The following is a 16,243-nucleotide window of genomic DNA, read 5'->3' as shown; positions in this document are numbered from 1 at the left end:
GCTCTAAATTCCGGCATACCACTGATATCCGGCGCGATCTTCCCAATACCCGCCTTCACCGCCAGCTATATCTTCCAACGTATCGACCACTTCGATCGCGGTCAGATACTTGGCGTGTTTATAACCAAGCTGGCGTTCAATCCGCACCCTTAGCGGGGCACCATTGATCACCGGCAAAGCTTCACCGTTGAGCATATGGGCGACAATGGTTTGCGGATGATTGGCATCGACCATGTCGACGCTTTCATAGTAGTCTTGGCCATTGAGATTATCGGCACAGCGAAACACCACAAACTGACCATTTTCCTGAACGCCGGCCGCTTCCAGAATGCTGGATAATTGCGGCCCGGTCCATTCGCCAATTGCGCTCCACCCTTCGACACAATCATGGCGGGTTATCTGTGTGCGTTGGGGCAGGGCACGGATATCATCCATGCTGAGCGACATGGGGTTGCTTACCAGCCCGCGCACTTCCAGCCGCCAATCGGCAAATTGGTTTTCGATCGCGGCCTCATACTCAGGCGTACCCACAGTGAGCGAACCGTTTCCGCGAAAGAATGGTGAAATATCCGACTTGTCATATTCGCGGGCGAGGGCATTACGATCCGCCAAAGAGCGGTGGATCTTCTGGTGCCATTTCTCCGCAGAATTGAATAATGATTGCCCCACAGAGCTGTCAGCGACTTTGGAACATGCGCCCAAAAACAGCATACTGGCTCCGGCAAGGAACCCGCGGCGTCCCAATGGGGCGTTCATGATGCTTCTCCCTTTTTCGCCTGTTCAGCCGCCTCTGGATCAAACTGCCCGCCAGTGATCATGTCCCGCAATTGGTGGATCGGCCCGGCTAGCAGCACGAGCACAATATGCACCACGAAGAAGGCGAAAATGCCCCATGCGAAGATGAAGTGAATCGACCGGGCACTTTGGCGGCCGCCAAACATATCGACCAACCACGGCGCAGCGGGTTCAAAACCTGGGCTGATCGCCATTCCGCTCAGGACCATTCCGGGTAAAAGGACACCCAAAACCAATCCGTAGGTCAATTTTTGCAGGAAGTTGAATTTCGCGGCCCCGTGGTCGAAATTCAATTTCAAATGTTGGACAATGTCGGCCCAAATTGCCTTGGGGCGCCATTCTTTGAAGCTGGTGCGCAGATCGCGCCAAAAATGCCCGCCGATCAGCATGTATATCCACATGACCAGCAAGCCGACAGCGAAGGGCCAAGCCATCAAGATATGCCAATCGCGCGCGACGGCCAGACTGTATTCTGTGGGAAGTGTCATCCAACCAGGGAAGCGTGGCACTTCGAGCCAAGCATGCTCGCGTGAAAAGCCCCAGTGCCCCCAATAAAGCAGCCGATGTGCGTTCGAGATCGTTAGGCCCGACATAAACAGCACCACTACTGTGATCAGATTGATCCAGTGCCAGAGCCGCGTGATGAGCCCATGCCGCTTGGCCGGTCTGCCCATATTATTGATCCCCCCTGGCGAGATAGATGACATCACGCGGCTGATTTAGCAAATGCTGGCCGCTATCGATGAACAGCGTCTCGCCACTTGCCAGATGGCCCTCTGTCAGAAACAGCATTGCATCGGCTATTTCAGACGCGTCTGTCTTGCGTTCCAACAGATTGAGAACGTGCGAGGCATCGGTTTCATCATCCGTCTGATCATGACTGGCGAGGATGGCCCCCGGCGCAACGCCATAGACCCGATCTTGCCCAGATGCGGCCCCATCGCGCAGCATTTCGATCGTCGCGTTCAGGGCGTGCTTGCTCATTGTATAAGAGAAGAAATCCGGATTGGAGTTCTCCAGCTTTTGGTCGGTCACATGAATAACGCGCCGCCCGCCCGGGGCGATGGCATGGGCCAGATAGGCTTGCGCCATGCGGGCCGGAGTTTTCGCATTGATAATCATTGAACGGTTATACGTTGACCGATCAAGATTGGTTGCATCGTCATAACGAAAAATCGATGCCGAGTTGATCAGGGCCCGCCAATCGGGAAGCCTTTTGGCAAGAGATACTATCATAGCCACTGCGGCATCTGTGTCGGCCAAATCACAATGGATTGCTTCTGCCGATGCTAACTCTGCCACCAGCGCTTCCGCTTCTGTCGCTGAGTTTCCATAATGGATGATCACGTGCCATCCCGCGCTGTCAAAGCGTCGCGCGATTTCTGCCCCGATCCGTTTTGCAGCGCCAGTAATGAGTACCGCCGGACGGTTCATGTTTCTGCCCCGGATGCTGAACCAAAGGGACACATGGGACACGGTATTAGAACAAAAACCTTCCGCGAACTGCGCTGCTGTTTTATTCCATGCATGGCGCCGCGATCACTCGCATTATCGTGTCTCAATTTCATAGACACAGCCAAGCACGTTACGGCGCGTTAGGAAAGAAAAATGCTGTTCAAACCATGCCTTAGGTGAATGGCAGATCAGAGTGTTTTGAGGTATTCGATCTTCTTGTCCGCACCCGCCCGCCATGACGGACCGAGCAAATCGCAGGCCGCCATCGCTTCCAGCTCGGCAATATCGACTTCCGTCTTCGGATAGGCAATCGCCAACAGGATACGCTCGATGGTCCATTCGGTCGCGGATGTGGAGATAGCTTCCAGCGTGTCCGCGGCTTGCGCCACGCCCTCCGTTATCACGCGGTAATACCACCCTGATTTTCCGGTTTTGATAATTTTCGCGACCATCCCTGTTCGGCCGAAGCGATGCTCAATTTTCCAGCATGGCATACGCGGCTGGCTAACCTCCAGCACGGCAGAGCCCAGTTGGAAGCGGTCACCCAGCTTTACCGCTGTCTCGTCCAGGCCTTTGACCGACAGATTGCTGCCAAACGCGCCCACATCATCAAGTAATGCATGATCGCCAATCTGTTCGCGCCAGAACCTATGGTGGTCAAAGGGGTAGTGATGCACTGCCATATGCGGCCCGCCGTGATGTTTCGGATCCGCTTGTTCGTCGCCTTCCAAACCAAGCTTTGTGATGCGGACGGGGTCGCTGACCGGCTGCTTGCATATGGCGCTTTTTTCATTGTCCCGGAATTTCGCAGCGGTACCTGTCAGAAGATGATCAACGCTCCATTTGGTCATGCAATACCTTCCCGTCTTGGATCCGACCGAGTGGCAGCCATCAATTGGCTTCAGCCGCCGCCGCTTCCCGGTCACGCTGCGCCCGGCTTTTCTTTTCCGCCGCTGTTTTCAGCTGGCCGCAGGCGGCGTCGATATCCCGGCCGCGCGGGGTCCGCACGGGGGCGCTGATCCCTGCATCAAACACCAGCTTACTGAAGCTCTTGATCCGTTCCGGTGTGGAACATTCATAAATTGCGCCCGGCCAGGGATTGAACGGGATCAAATTCACTTTGGCCGGTAAATCATATTCATGGATCAGCCGGATCAGCTCGCGCGCGTCATCGTCGCTATCGTTCTTGTCCTTCAGCATCACATATTCAAACGTGATCCGCCGCGCGTTGGAGGCGCCGGGATAATCAGCACAGGCCTGAAGCAGTTCTTCGATGCCGTATTTGCGGTTGATCGGAACAATTTCGTCGCGGACTTCTTTGGTCACAGCATGGAGCGAAACCGCCAGATTGACGCCTATTTCCTCGCCGCATTTATACATCATCGGGACCACGCCGCTGGTGGATAGGGTGATCCGGCGCTTGGACAGGGCCAAGCCTTCACCATCCATCACCAGTTGTAACGCATCACGTACATGATCAAAATTATAGAGCGGTTCGCCCATGCCCATCATCACGATGTTGGTCAGCAAGCGGCCATCGGCGCGGTATTCCGCCTCGCTTTCGGTATCTTCATCAGCTGTGCCACTGACATCCATTCGCCCCTTGGGCCATTCGCCCAAAGCATCACGGGCCAGCATGACTTGGCCGACAATTTCACCTGGCGTCAGATTGCGGACCAGCCGCATCGTTCCTGTGGCGCAGAATGTGCAATTGAGAGTGCAACCAACTTGGCTGGAGACACACAGCGTTCCGCGAGTGTCATCGGGAATGAAGACCATTTCAAACTCGTGGCCGTCATTCGTTTTCAGCAGCCATTTGCGGGTGCCGTCAGAAGAATGCTGCGCTTCCACCACGTCTGGCCTGCCGACTACAAAACGCTCCGCCATCCATGGCTGCATCGCTTTGCTGATATCGGTCATCTGCATGAAATCGGTCACGCCGCGGTGGTACAGCCAATGATAGACCTGTTTCGACCGGAGCTTTGCCTGTTTCGCATCGAGGCCGGCTTCGGCAAAGAGTTCGCGTATCCGGGCTTTGGGCAGGCCAAGCAGATCGACGCGGCCATCGCTGCGCGGGGTTATGTCGCGCGCGACGGGAACGGGATCGACTTGTCCCGGAATCGACATGAGTGCTGTATCGGCCATGATGGAAGGCGATATAGGCGCGGTGCGCCGCGAAAGCTAGCGGTCGCGCTAACGCCCCAAAGATGCACAGGCGACGGTCGCAGCATCCATCGCGGTGGCAACGCCGTCCAAATCATAGGTGTTGGAAAACCGCCGGCCGCGATTGTCTGTAGCGCTGAGGGTCATGCTGCCTGCAGATCGCATGGCGGCCACGATCGCGGCATCCATTCGCCGGTTTTGCGCCCACGCATTGCCGCCCGCTCCGGTGAGAGTGAAGGTCCGGCCACCTATTTTCAGACTCATTTTCGGGTCAGCCGCCAAGTTGCGGGATACCCGGAAATGCAATTGGTTGCGGATTTGCCGCCGGGGCCATGTTCCAATGCTGGCATAGGGATCATTGTCGCGCTGCATCCGGCTGGGCGCAGCTTTCGCAATGGCATAGCAGCGCGGGACATCCGGATCGCGGAACGCACCCCAATCGGAAAACACGCCAAGGCTGTCACGGGCTGCCAAGGGTGCTGCCAGGGTGAGCGCCGCGAGGCCCAGCAGAACGGGTTTGGCCATGTTCATGCCGCGGCACTTGCCGGTTCGGGATAGCTGATTGCCATGACTTCCCATTCTTTACTGCCGCCGGGCAGCCGGACTGTCCGCACATCGCCAATCGCCGCACCCTTTAATGCGCGGGCGAGGGGGGAGCTCCACCCGATCCGTTTGGCCGACGCATCTTGTTCGTCATCGCCCACCAGCGTTACTTCCTGTCTTAGATTGTCATCATCGGCCAGAAGGATTGTCGCGCCGAAGAAGGCCCGCGTTCTGTCCGGCTGCTGTGCTGGATCAATCGCGCGTGCTGCTTTCATCCTGCGCGACAAATGGCCCAGTTCGCGGTCAATCTCGCGCAGGCGTTTCTTGCCATATAAGTAATCACCGTTTTCGCTCCGGTCCCCATTGCCCGCCGCCCAACTGACGGTTTCCACCATTTCAGGACGTTCAGTCCCGAACAAGTGGTCATAGCGTGCTTTCATCGCAGCCAGACCAGCGGGCGTTATGGGGTTGGATGGCGATTTCACGGGCGGACTTAGCGTAAGTAAGAACTCAGCGGACGCGGTGTGCCGAAGCGCGCCTTGTCCGGATAAAGATTCTCATACACCACCGCATTTTCCAGCACGCGCTGGACATAGTTTTTGGTTTCGAAAATCGGGATACGCTCACCCCATGTGACCCAATCGATCCCGCCTTTGCGGGGATCGCCATTACGGCGCAGCCACTTGTTCACGTTGCCAGGCCCCGCATTATAGGCAGCCACGGCCAGCGGATAAGCGCCGTCATAATAGGCCAGCATCCGCGCGAAATACGCATCGCCCAGTTGGATATTATAGGTCGGATCGTCGATCAGTTTGCTGCGGGCATAGCTGAGACCCAGCTTGCCTGATTGTTCGCGCGCAGTGGCGGGCATCAATTGCATCAAACCGCGTGCGCCAGCGTGACTGATCGCATTGCCAGCGAACTGGCTTTCTTGCCGCGAGATAGCGTGGACCATCGTCCAATTGGTGCCTCGTGGTGTTTCCAGCAAGGGATGCCCGAACGCGACGAATTCCTTCAACCCATCTGCACCAGCAGCCTCTGCAACGTTCACCGCCAGATCGCGCCGGCCGGTTTCGCGTGCCAGATCAGCGACCAATGCGTGTTCCGCCACCGTATCAGCGGACTGAGCGACTTCACGGTAGAACCGGATACCCGTTTTCCACGGTGCATCTTTTGACACTTCGCGAACCGCATTGGCGATGGCGGAGTTTTGGAACGCGGCGGCTTGCTGCGGAGTAGGCGTTTCGGTTGGCATCCGGTTGAGCGAAGGCATTTCCCGGCCCAGTTTTTCGAGTGCCAACATGCCATAGAACCGATCAGGGTGCGCTGCGGCCATTTCCCAGTAATTATTGGCAGCTTGCATATCGCCTGCTTGTGATGCGGCTAAGCCTGCCCAATAGAATCCTTTGGACCGGGTCTGCGGCGTTTGTGCGGCCGCACCATAGCGATAGAATAACGGGGCAGCGCTGGACGGATCGCCCAAGGTCCATAGGGACTTTGTGCCGCCCAGCCACATCAGCGAAGTGTAATCATCGCGAATGCGGTACGATTTGGTCCGGATATCGACATCGGGTTCAAACATATCGTCGACTTTGGCGGCGATCTGCTGCGCCTGACGCGGCGTACCGGTTCTGGCGAGACGCAGCATTTCGATCAGTAATGCCTCTGAATCGAAGGGCGTCGCGTCGAAGGTTGGCCGGTTGGCCAAGGTGCTTACTGCCGAACTGCCTTGGCGCGTACTGCGCAAATGGCGCACACGGTTATAGACATAGCCGGAATCCGAAGCTGCATTGGACGGTACAGGCACTCCCGCGCTGCTCGGCGCAGAGCCGCTTACATAAGACAGGCGCGCGGCATAAAGCGGCTGCTTGTCCTGCGAAACCCTGCGCATCTGACGGCGGGCGGCTTCCTCGTCACCCTGCCACAGCAATGCGTCCATCCGGGTGTCATGGTCATCTTGCGAAAATTGTGATCCGAACAGACCTTCGAGGTAGGCAGAAGACGGCCCGCTCATTTCGCCGCCGCGCCACGCTGCAATCGCGACATCGCGCGCTTCGGGGCGGCCCAAATTGGCCAAGGCGAGCGCATAACGCGCGCGAGCGGAATTGGTCAGCGGCGGGTGTTGATCAAAAAACGCAACCAAACGTTGCGCTTCAACCGGTTCACGGTCGAGCGCATTTTCCGCGCGTGTCCGCAGGCGTTCTTCCTGCGGGAAACCGGGATAGGCCAGCACGAAACCGGCATAATCATCAAAGTTCATCCGGTCATTGGCGATCAAAAATTCCCACCGATCAATAGCCCGCGCCATTTGGGTCGGCGCGCTGGCCACCATTTGCTGGCGGGCACGGTCCCAGCTTGACGCATCTTGCGCACAAGTGGGGGCGGAAAGGGTGAGGGCCGGGATGGCCAAAAGGGCGATTAGGGGTAGGGGTTTGCGGTCCATGCTGGACATAGTGGGTCGCGGCTCCTTATCAGACGCTGAATGACACGCCTTTTGGGTGGGAATTGTTACTGATTCTCATGAGGCTATTGAAGGAAATACGCAAATGTTCTCCGGCTCAATTCCGGCTCTGGTGACTCCTTTTCGCGATGGATCGTTTGATGAGGGCGCTTTTCGCCGTCTTGTTGACTGGCAAATAGACGCTGGCAGCAAAGCATTGGTCCCCTGCGGTACCACTGGTGAAGCTTCTACCTTATCCAATGCAGAGCATCACCGGGTGATTGAAGTGTGCATCGAACAGGCTGCTGGCCGGGTGCCGATTATCGCCGGTTGCGGATCGAACGACACGCAGAACGCACTGGTGCATAAGCTATTTTCCAAAAAGGCTGGTGCAAGCGCGGCACTGTGTGTGGCCCCGTATTATAACAAGCCGAGCCAAGCAGGCTTGATCGCGCATTTCAGCTATTTGGTTGAAAACTGCGATTTGCCGGTTGTGCTGTATAATGTGCCGGGCCGGACCGTTACGGACATCGCGCCGGAAACGACTATTGAACTGGCCAATAAATATCCTGACCAGATCATCGCCATCAAAGATGCGAGCGAAGATCTGTCCCGGGTTGCGGATCACCGGATGGGTATTGGCCGCGATTTCTGCCAGTTATCGGGCAATGATGAACTGGCGCTGCCGTTTAATGCGGCAGGCGGGAAGGGCTGCATCTCTGTCACCGCCAATGTTGCACCGGAGCTATGCGCCGAATTCCAGAAAGCCTGTGCCGACAATGATCTGGTCGCTGCACGCCGTCTGAATGACCGGCTTTATCCGCTGCATTACGCCATGTTTGAAGATAGCAGCCCCGCGCCAGTGAAATACGCCCTCAGCCGGGTGTGCGATTGGATGACTGACGAAGTGCGTTTGCCGATTGTGACGTGCAGCGATCATGCCCGGAAGGCCGTGGATGCGGCGTTGGAGCACGCAGGGTTGGTTTGAGCGCCCAAGCACCCTATTTGAAATATTATGGCCAGACCCAAACCCGTCACCTTTGATAAGCTCAAGACCGTCGCCGAAAATCGGCGTGCGCGGTTCGATTATGCCATCGAGGACAAGTTTGAAGCGGGTCTGATGCTGCAAGGGACCGAAGTGAAGGCATTGCGTGCGGGCGAGGCGACCATTTCGGAAAGCTATGCCGAAGTGAAAGACGGTCAGGTTTGGCTGATCAATGCCAACATCCCCGAATACAGCCACGGAAACCGCGAAAATCACGAGGCCAAGCGCCCGCGCAAATTGCTGCTGAACCAGCGTGAAATCAACAAATTGATGGGTGCGGTTGAACGTAAGGGCATGACGCTGGTGCCTATGTCGGTTTATTTTAACCGCACCGGCAGAGCCAAAGTGGAACTGGCACTGGGCAAGGGGCGCAAGTCGCAAGATAAGCGCGAATATATCAAGGATCGCGATTGGAAACGGGACAAAGCCCGATTGATGCGCGACAAGGGCTAGGTTCCTTGAATATTCGGCTGGTTTTGTGCGCGAGACCTCCCATATCGATCGCTATGACCCGTTCGCCCGAATTCTCCCGATTTTGCGCCTCCGCACTGTTGCCAAAACGGGATGTCGGGGCCATTGCGAGCGCAGACCGATGATCAAGATGCCTCCAAAGACCTGGCTTGCGGATACCATTCGCAAATACACGCCGACGCGTGAGGAAATGGCGCGTAATAAATACCTCGCGCCAATTGCGCATCGGTTCCTGACGCCAGAACTGTGGCGCTTCACGCGCCGCTCTGTGCCGCGCGGTGTTGCGCTGGGGATATTCTCTGGCTTTATTATTCCGGTCGGGCAGATTTTTCTGGCGGCGTTTCTGGCCCTGCCAGCGCGCGCCAACGTGCCGCTATCCGCTTTGGTGACATTCATCACCAACCCGTTCACGTTTCCGTTCTGGGCCGTGATCGCCAATCGGATCGGTGCGTTTATCCTGAAGTTTGACCGCGATATGGCCGGGGCTGCCGAGGAAGAGATGGCCAGCGGCAGGTGGGCGTGGCTGATCGAATTGTTCGCCGGGGCGGGGGTAACCGTGCTGGTAACGGTCTTTGGCTTTATTGTGCTCGCGATTGTTGGCGCGGCCATTGGGTATGTCACATCCAGCTTTGCCTGGCGTTTCATCGTCGCCCACAAACGCAAAAAGCGGCTGGCGCAAATGGCAACCCGCACTGATCTGGGTCTTGGGGCTTCTGAGCGATGATAACTACGCTGCAGGGACAACATTCTGACCAGTCGGTAACCCGGCAGCGCCTTTGGCTGGCCGGTTTGGTATTGGCTTTGGCTGCCAGCGTAGCGGTGTTGTGGTTTGCCAGCGAAAGCGCCTTACTCACGGCAGTATTTTTTGGCGGAATTTTGGTTCTGGCGGCTGCGGTTTTTGCGTTCCGGAACTTTGGGACTGAGGCGCAGGTTGACGAATTGGCACCGCCCGATTGGTCGGTGACGGTCGCCGCAATTGAACAACCTGGTATCGGCATTGCCATTACGGACCGTGCCAACCGTCTCACCTGCGCGAACGGTACTTTTACCGACTGGTTCGGCACCGGGACTGCGCCGCCCAATCTGTCGCTGGACCGGCCTTCGCTAGAGGCTTTGACACGCTCGGCCCGTGAAGCATGGCGAGATGGAGCCAGCGCAACTGGCGAGCTTAAAACCCCGCAGGGTGAAGCCAAATGGGCATGCGCTGCCCAGCGGGCGGGCCGCGGTGATGATTATCTAATCTGGCGATTTACCGCGCTGGATTCCGCTGATGCGCAAGGGATGATCGCCGGGGCGATTACAGGGCATTTCGGCACGTTGTTGTCCGAAGCGGGTGTCGAAACAGCTATTGTTGGCGATGACGGCATAATTCGCGCCGTAAGTCAGGGTTTCGCGTATCGCAGTGTAGGCGATGCCAGTGCCACTTTGGCAGGGCAGGAATTTGTCTCTCTGCTGCGGTCCGATGATCAAGAACGGATATATTTCGCCAGGGAAGGCCGCAAAGGCCCTGCTCAATTGCTGACTCAAGTGCCGCTGGAGCAGCGGAATAGCGGCCGCGGTGACGCACCATCTGCGTCATTGATGATGCTGATCGAAAGCGGACTTGCCATTGGCGGCGCCGAAGAAGCCGTTGGCAGCGCTGCGACACCTCAATTGGAGGCATTGCTTGGAGCGCTTCCGCTGGGGTTGGCAATGACCGACCGCGATGGCCGGTTCCTGTTCGGCAATCAGGCCTTTTTGCGCGCTGTGGACCGTGAAGAAGAAGCGCTGCCGCAATACCCCTCTGATCTGGTGGTCCGTGAAGATAAAGGCGCGCTGGCTGACGCCGTTCGCCGGTTTGGCAAGGGGCCCGCCAATAATGGCGACATGGCAATCCGGCTGCGTTCACAGCCAGAAGACCCGGTGTCGCTCGGCCTGGCTGGTGTGCGGGGATTGGGGGAAGCCGCCGTTCTGCTCAGCTTGACCGATTCCACCGAAGAAACACGGCTGAAGCGTCAGGTAGCACAGGCGACCAAGATGCAAGCCGTAGGACAATTGGCTGGCGGAGTTGCTCATGATTTCAACAACGTGCTGACCGCCATTATCGGCTATTGTGATCTCATGTTACTGCGCCACACACCCGGCGACAGCGATTATGACGACATCCAGCAAATCCGTGCGAATTCCAACCGGGCAGCCTCTCTAACCCGTCAACTGTTGGCGTTTTCCCGCCAGCAAACCTTGCGGCCCGAAGTGCTGCAACTGCCTGATGTTGTCAGCGAAGTCAGCCAATTGCTGAAACGTCTGCTGGGCGAGAAGATCGAATTCCGTGTTCACCATGATCGCGACTTGGGACCTGTTCGGGCTGACCCTCAGCAACTGGAACAAGTAATCGTCAATTTGGCGGTGAATGCACGCGATGCGATGCAAATGCGCGGGGATGGCCGCGGCAAATTGACGATGGCAACGCGCCGTGTAAGCGCCGCCGATATTCGCAAGATGGGATCGGACTTTATCCCCGTGGCGGATTACACGGTTCTGATCGTGCAAGATACTGGCGGCGGTATTCCGGGCGAGCTGCTGGGCAAGATATTTGAACCCTTCTTTACCACGAAGGAACAGGGCAAAGGCACCGGGCTTGGTCTGTCCACCGTATACGGCATCGTAAAGCAGTCTGGCGGGTTTATCTTTGCCGACAATGTCAGCGCGACAGACCGTCAGCCTGCCGGTGCGCGCTTTACAGTCTATCTGCCAGTGCACCGCGGAGAATTGCCGCAGCCCAAAGCGGCAGAAGAAGAGCGCGCGGCGAGTGATTGGTCAACCGGCGGCAAAGTGCTGTTGGTAGAAGATGAAGATATGGTTCGGGCTGTTGCGGAACGGGCTCTATCACGCGCGGGGTTCACCGTTACCGCCGCATCGGATGGCGAAGAAGGCTTGGCCGCAATTGCCAATGCAGGGCCATTCGATTTGGTCTTGTCTGATGTGGTGATGCCGGGGATGGACGGGCCGACAATGGTCAAGGCGCTGCGCAAACAGCAACCAGATATGCCCATTGTTTTCATGTCGGGTTATGCGGAGGAACAGCTCCGCAAGGAAATCGACATTGATAATATGCACTTTATCCCGAAACCGTTCAGTGTGCAGCAAATCAGCGACAAGGTTGGTTCGGTTCTGGCAGTGGCTAGGTCTGCTGAAAAAGACGTGAAATCATAAGGTTGCGTATCTTTCCGACGTTTTCACGTAAGAAAAGTGACGTACAAAAACGACAAAATTTTCTGTTTCCTTGCGCTTCGTAAAACCGGCGTTACCTATCGTCGTCGGTCGCCCCGAATAATAATAATGACACACAAAAACATGAGGGGTTTTTATGAAGACACTATCGAAAATTGCAGCACTGGCTTTGGCATCTTCCATGGCGTTCAGCGTTTCCGCACCGGCTCAGGCCAGCGCCGATCCGCTACTCGGCGAGATGATGACCGTCGGCTTTAACTTCTGTCCACGCGGCTGGAGTGAGGCTGCGGGGCAATTGCTGCCAATCAGCTCTAACACAGCACTGTTTTCTCTTTTGGGAACAACGTATGGCGGTGACGGCCGGACAACATTTGCGCTGCCTGATCTGCGCGGACGGTCGGTTGTCGGGATGAATACAGGTCCTGGACTGGCCAATATTCGTTGGGGCTCAAGAGGTGGGCGAGAAAACATCACACTGACTACAGCTAATCTGCCCGCGCACTCTCACAGCGCGCAAATGAATGCTGTAAGTGGCACCGCCGGTGATCGGGCGCAGCCAGCAGGCCGATTGCTTTCGTCATCCGCTGCCCAGCAGTATAGTGATCAGGCTGCAAATGCGACGCTGAACAGTGGTGCGATTACTGTTGCCAATGCTGGCAATGGTCAGGCCTTTAACAGTCGTAACCCGTATCTCGGCATGCTGAATTGTATCGCTATGGTTGGTCAGTATCCATCTCGTAGCTAATGCTGGAGCTTTGATGGACTAGCGTTCATCTACGCCTAATCTTGAAGGGCGCAGATATTTCTGCGCCCTTTTTTGGTTGTGTTTGAGGGCTGGGTATTGGACCATGCGCGGATAAGCATCGCGACATGGTGGTGATTTGGGAGGACTGGTTCGTGTCAGCAAAATTTGGATTTCTCGCCGTTACCGCAATGGTTGGATTGACCGCGATTCCGGCATTACAGGCGCAATCTATCCCAGACCCGGATCAGACATCGCAGGGTGATGTGTCTGTAACGATTTATCAAAATGGGCAATCGCTGGTGCAGGACATCCGGCAATTGAACATTCAAAGCGGGCGCAGCCGGATCGAATTCCCCGATGTCTCCGCCCAGATTCGCCCACAAACTTTGAGCTTCGCCGCCGCCAATACCGGGATTATTGAACAGAACTTTGACTTCGATCTGCTCACACCGGGTGCGCTGATGGAAAAGGCGATTGGTCAGACGGTCACGCTTGTGCGAACCAATCCTGCTACCGGTCAAGAAACCCGCGAACGTGCGAAGATCCTTTCGACTGCGGGCGGTGTGGTGATCCAAATTGGTAACAGGATCGAAGTCCTCCGGGATGACGGGCTGCCGGTCCGCGCGGTATTTGACCGTGTGCCTCCTAATTTGCGTGCCCGCCCAACGCTATCGGTAACGCTGGAAAGCAGCCGGTCGGGTACACGCCCTGCATCGATACGCTATCTCACGCCGGGCCTTGGATGGACCGCCGATTATGTTGCGCTGTATAACGAGCAGGACGGCAGTATAGATATGCAAGGCTGGGTCACGCTAACCAACACAACTGGCACCACATTCCACAATGCCAACACTATGCTGGTTGCCGGCAACCCCAATGGTGGCGGGCGCAATAACAACCGCAACATGGTGCGTGCTGGAACACAATCATCGGGCCGTGAGCAAGTTGGCGACTTCTATCTCTACCCGATTGATGCCCGCACCACGATTGCCAACCGGCAGACCAAGCAAGTGAGCTTTATGGATGTGCAGGGGGTAAAAGCGGACAAAGTCTATCGCCGCACGGTCGGTTGGCTCAGCAATGATCGCAACCCTGTCAATGTTTCCAGTGAAATCGCGTTTTCGTCTTCGCGTGAGGGCGGACTTGGCGATGCGCTACCTGCCGGCACAGTGCGCTTCTACCAACGCGACAGCCAAGGCACGCCGCAATTTATCGGTGAGAACACAATCGGCCATACGCCGATGGGAAGCGAATTGTCGCTCCGCACCGGCGATGCCTTCGATGTCCTTATTCAGGCCGAAGTGGAAAAACGTGAGGTTCTGACCACCAGCGAGTGGACCAAAACTGCACGCTACATTGTCTATAAAGATGGCGAGGAAACCCGCCGGATCGAAGAAGAGCGCCCCGACCGCTATTGGCAAACCACAATGCGCTACACCATAACCAATGCCAAATCAGAAGCAGTGGACGTGGATCTCGTGCAGGCCGGTTTGGATCGCGGGTGGTGGAGCCGCGATTACCGGATTGTGAGCGAGGATGGTCCTGGCGAGCAGCTTAATGCAGACCGGCGCAAATGGGTCGTTCCCGTACCCGCCAATGGCAAACGCGAATTCCGCGTGACTTACGCCACGCGGTACTGAGCCGCGCTATGCGCTGGGCCTTATCCATATTGGCGATTGGCGCACTGTTTAGCGCGCCCACTGCGGCACGCGAGATTGTCGAAGCCTCTGCGCCGCAAGACGTTTCTGTAACAGTCTACCGCAACCCCGATCGCAGTGCTGACGAGGCCATGGAGCGCGACTGGCCGCAGGGTTTCGCGATGATCAGCGAGGCGCGGACCGTCACGTTACCGGCCGGGCAATCGACCATTCGCTTTGAAGGGGTTGCAGAAGGCATGGTGGCGGTCAGCGCCATCGTCACGGGCTTGCCCGGCGGCACGATTGAGAAGAACCGTAATGCTGACTTGTTATCGCCCGCTGCATTGCTTGATGGAACGTTGGGCAACCGGGTTCGCATTACTCGAACCAATCCCGGAACCGGTGTGGAAACAACAGAATCGGGGGTGGTGCGTACCCGGGCCGATGGCGGGCTCGTCCTGCAAACCCGCGATGGATATGAAGCGGTGCGGTGCTCGGGTGTGCCGGAACGCTTGTCGTTTGACCGCGTGCCGGATGGCCTGTCGTCGAAACCGATCTTTAGCATCGACACGCAAGACGAAGCGGGCGGCACGTATCAAGTTACGCTCACCTATTTGGCATGGGGCTTTGATTGGGAGGCGCATTACGTAGCGACCTTGAAAGATGAAAGCGCGAGGGGCGCAGTCACTATGCGGCTGATGTCATGGCTGACATTGCTCAATGACAATGGTCAGGGTTTCCCCAACGCAGAGCTGCTGGCAATTGCGGGCACGCTCAATGTCGAAAGCGATTTTGAAGGGTTGTCGGACCCGCCAACAGCGCGGCCGTTGCGGCTGACCTGTTATCCGTTGGGGAGCACTGCGGCCGGTACGCCAATCTATCGATACGAGAATCAGAACGACAAATTCGCAGGCGGGATGGTGCGCCGGCAATCTGCGCCAGCACCTGTCATGATGGAATCGATGTCTGATATCGTGGTCACGGGTGCCGCCCTGTCCCAACCTGCAATGGTTGCGAAAGAAGAACAGCTGGGTGATCTGAAACTCTATCGCATTCCGGAAAAAGTCGATGTGAGCGCCAACAGTCTCAAACAGGTTGCTTTTCTTAACAAAGAGAACGTGAGCGGAGAGTTTATTTACACCGCCAGGTGTAACCCGTATGGTGATTTTGGCGATGCCCTCAGCCCAGCACAAATGGTGTTTGAAACCGTTAATGATGAAGAACACGGGCTGGGTGTTGCGATGCCGATGGGCGGATTTACGATGTTTGAGCCGACCATCGCGGGCGAGCTGCTGGTCAATGAACAAAGTTTGCGAGATCACGCGGTGGGACAAGACGTGGAGATCGGCCTCGGCGATAGCAGCGCCGTTTTCTCCGAATGCGCTCAGGACGGGGATATTGACCCGGATGCAAAGCGCAACTGGATTCCGATGCGGGCCAAGTTGAGCAACGCCAACGAACACGCGGTCACTGTTCGACTCGCTATCGGGCAGGCTGGCGAGTGGGAGATTCGGACCGGCCGGAACAAGCCGCGACTAAAAAACGGGGAACAGACTGTCGAACTGACGGTGCCGGCCAATGATACGCGCGATTTCCGCTGGAAACTACGGCGACCGAAAAGCTACTTTTCTGCCGAATGATACGCATTAGGCGTTCGTTCAAAAATAAATTTGTTCCGCTCTTGTTCTTTTGGAACAAAGTGTGTACATACTCCAACAGTTGATGAGTTAAACGCCGCT

15 protein-coding genes are annotated in these 16,243 nt (G+C 56.6%); 7 read left to right on the top strand and 8 right to left on the bottom strand.

Annotated features, from left to right (window positions below; translation table 11 throughout):
• Window positions 1-3: 3 nt before the first annotated feature.
• The 8 genes from HKD42_RS06530 to HKD42_RS06495 form a co-directional block, all read right to left on the bottom strand.
• Window positions 4-756, bottom strand: a complete 753-nt coding sequence (locus tag HKD42_RS06530; protein ID WP_170011428.1) for a molybdopterin-dependent oxidoreductase — start codon at window positions 754-756, stop codon at window positions 4-6.
• Window positions 753-1,469: a cytochrome b/b6 domain-containing protein gene (locus HKD42_RS06525; protein ID WP_170011426.1), complete on the bottom strand. Its 717-nt coding sequence runs from the start codon at window positions 1,467-1,469 to the stop codon at window positions 753-755. Before HKD42_RS06525 ends, HKD42_RS06530 begins: the two co-directional genes overlap by 4 nt.
• Before the next feature lies 1 nt (window position 1,470).
• Window positions 1,471-2,229, bottom strand: a complete 759-nt coding sequence (locus HKD42_RS06520) for an SDR family oxidoreductase (RefSeq protein ID WP_170011424.1) — start codon at window positions 2,227-2,229, stop codon at window positions 1,471-1,473.
• 209 nt (window positions 2,230-2,438) lie between these two features.
• Window positions 2,439-3,101 carry an MOSC domain-containing protein gene (locus HKD42_RS06515; RefSeq protein WP_170011422.1) on the bottom strand — a complete coding sequence of 221 codons (663 nt, stop codon included), beginning with the start codon at window positions 3,099-3,101 and terminating at the stop codon, window positions 2,439-2,441.
• A gap of 40 nt (window positions 3,102-3,141) precedes the next feature.
• Complete coding sequence (gene rlmN, locus HKD42_RS06510; protein ID WP_170011420.1) at window positions 3,142-4,395, bottom strand: dual-specificity RNA methyltransferase RlmN; 1,254 nt, start codon at window positions 4,393-4,395, stop codon at window positions 3,142-3,144.
• Window positions 4,396-4,443: 48 nt separating this feature from the next.
• Complete coding sequence (locus tag HKD42_RS06505; RefSeq protein ID WP_170011418.1) at window positions 4,444-4,938, bottom strand: invasion associated locus B family protein; 495 nt, start codon at window positions 4,936-4,938, stop codon at window positions 4,444-4,446.
• A 2-nt stretch (window positions 4,939-4,940) separates the two neighbouring features.
• Complete coding sequence (locus HKD42_RS06500; protein WP_170011416.1) at window positions 4,941-5,441, bottom strand: GreA/GreB family elongation factor; 501 nt, start codon at window positions 5,439-5,441, stop codon at window positions 4,941-4,943.
• Between the two features lie 8 nt (window positions 5,442-5,449).
• On the bottom strand, window positions 5,450-7,408 hold the full coding sequence (locus HKD42_RS06495) for a lytic transglycosylase domain-containing protein (RefSeq protein WP_170011414.1): 1,959 nt from the start codon (window positions 7,406-7,408) through the stop codon (window positions 5,450-5,452).
• A 94-nt stretch (window positions 7,409-7,502) separates the two neighbouring features.
• Between HKD42_RS06495 and dapA the strand changes: the two genes are divergently transcribed.
• The 7 genes from dapA (at window position 7,503) to HKD42_RS06460 (ending at window position 16,144) form a co-directional block, all read left to right on the top strand.
• Window positions 7,503-8,384 carry a 4-hydroxy-tetrahydrodipicolinate synthase gene (gene dapA / locus HKD42_RS06490; protein WP_170011412.1) on the top strand — a complete coding sequence of 294 codons (882 nt, stop codon included), beginning with the start codon at window positions 7,503-7,505 and terminating at the stop codon, window positions 8,382-8,384.
• Between the two features lie 27 nt (window positions 8,385-8,411).
• On the top strand, window positions 8,412-8,894 hold the full coding sequence (gene smpB / locus HKD42_RS06485; RefSeq protein WP_170011410.1) for an SsrA-binding protein SmpB: 483 nt from the start codon (window positions 8,412-8,414) through the stop codon (window positions 8,892-8,894).
• 139 nt (window positions 8,895-9,033) lie between these two features.
• On the top strand, window positions 9,034-9,636 hold the full coding sequence (locus tag HKD42_RS06480; RefSeq protein WP_246236774.1) for a DUF2062 domain-containing protein: 603 nt from the start codon (window positions 9,034-9,036) through the stop codon (window positions 9,634-9,636).
• Window positions 9,633-12,104, top strand: a complete 2,472-nt coding sequence (locus tag HKD42_RS06475; RefSeq protein ID WP_170011399.1) for a hybrid sensor histidine kinase/response regulator — start codon at window positions 9,633-9,635, stop codon at window positions 12,102-12,104. Before HKD42_RS06480 ends, HKD42_RS06475 begins: the two co-directional genes overlap by 4 nt.
• Before the next feature lie 154 nt (window positions 12,105-12,258).
• Window positions 12,259-12,867, top strand: coding sequence for a phage tail protein (locus tag HKD42_RS06470; RefSeq protein ID WP_170011397.1), 609 nt, complete (start codon window positions 12,259-12,261; stop codon window positions 12,865-12,867).
• Between the two features lie 188 nt (window positions 12,868-13,055).
• Window positions 13,056-14,507, top strand: coding sequence for a DUF4139 domain-containing protein (locus tag HKD42_RS06465; RefSeq protein WP_170012172.1), 1,452 nt, complete (start codon window positions 13,056-13,058; stop codon window positions 14,505-14,507).
• A complete protein-coding gene (locus HKD42_RS06460) occupies window positions 14,441-16,144 on the top strand; it encodes a DUF4139 domain-containing protein (protein WP_170011395.1) in 1,704 nt (567 codons plus the stop codon). Before HKD42_RS06465 ends, HKD42_RS06460 begins: the two co-directional genes overlap by 67 nt.
• Window positions 16,145-16,243 lie beyond the last annotated feature (99 nt).

This window comes from Pontixanthobacter rizhaonensis (genome assembly GCF_012972675.1).
In the GTDB taxonomy this organism is placed as follows: domain Bacteria; phylum Pseudomonadota; class Alphaproteobacteria; order Sphingomonadales; family Sphingomonadaceae; genus Pontixanthobacter; species Pontixanthobacter rizhaonensis.
The sequence above is the reverse complement of the archived record's forward strand: the minus strand, read 5'-3'. Positions and strand labels throughout refer to the sequence as shown.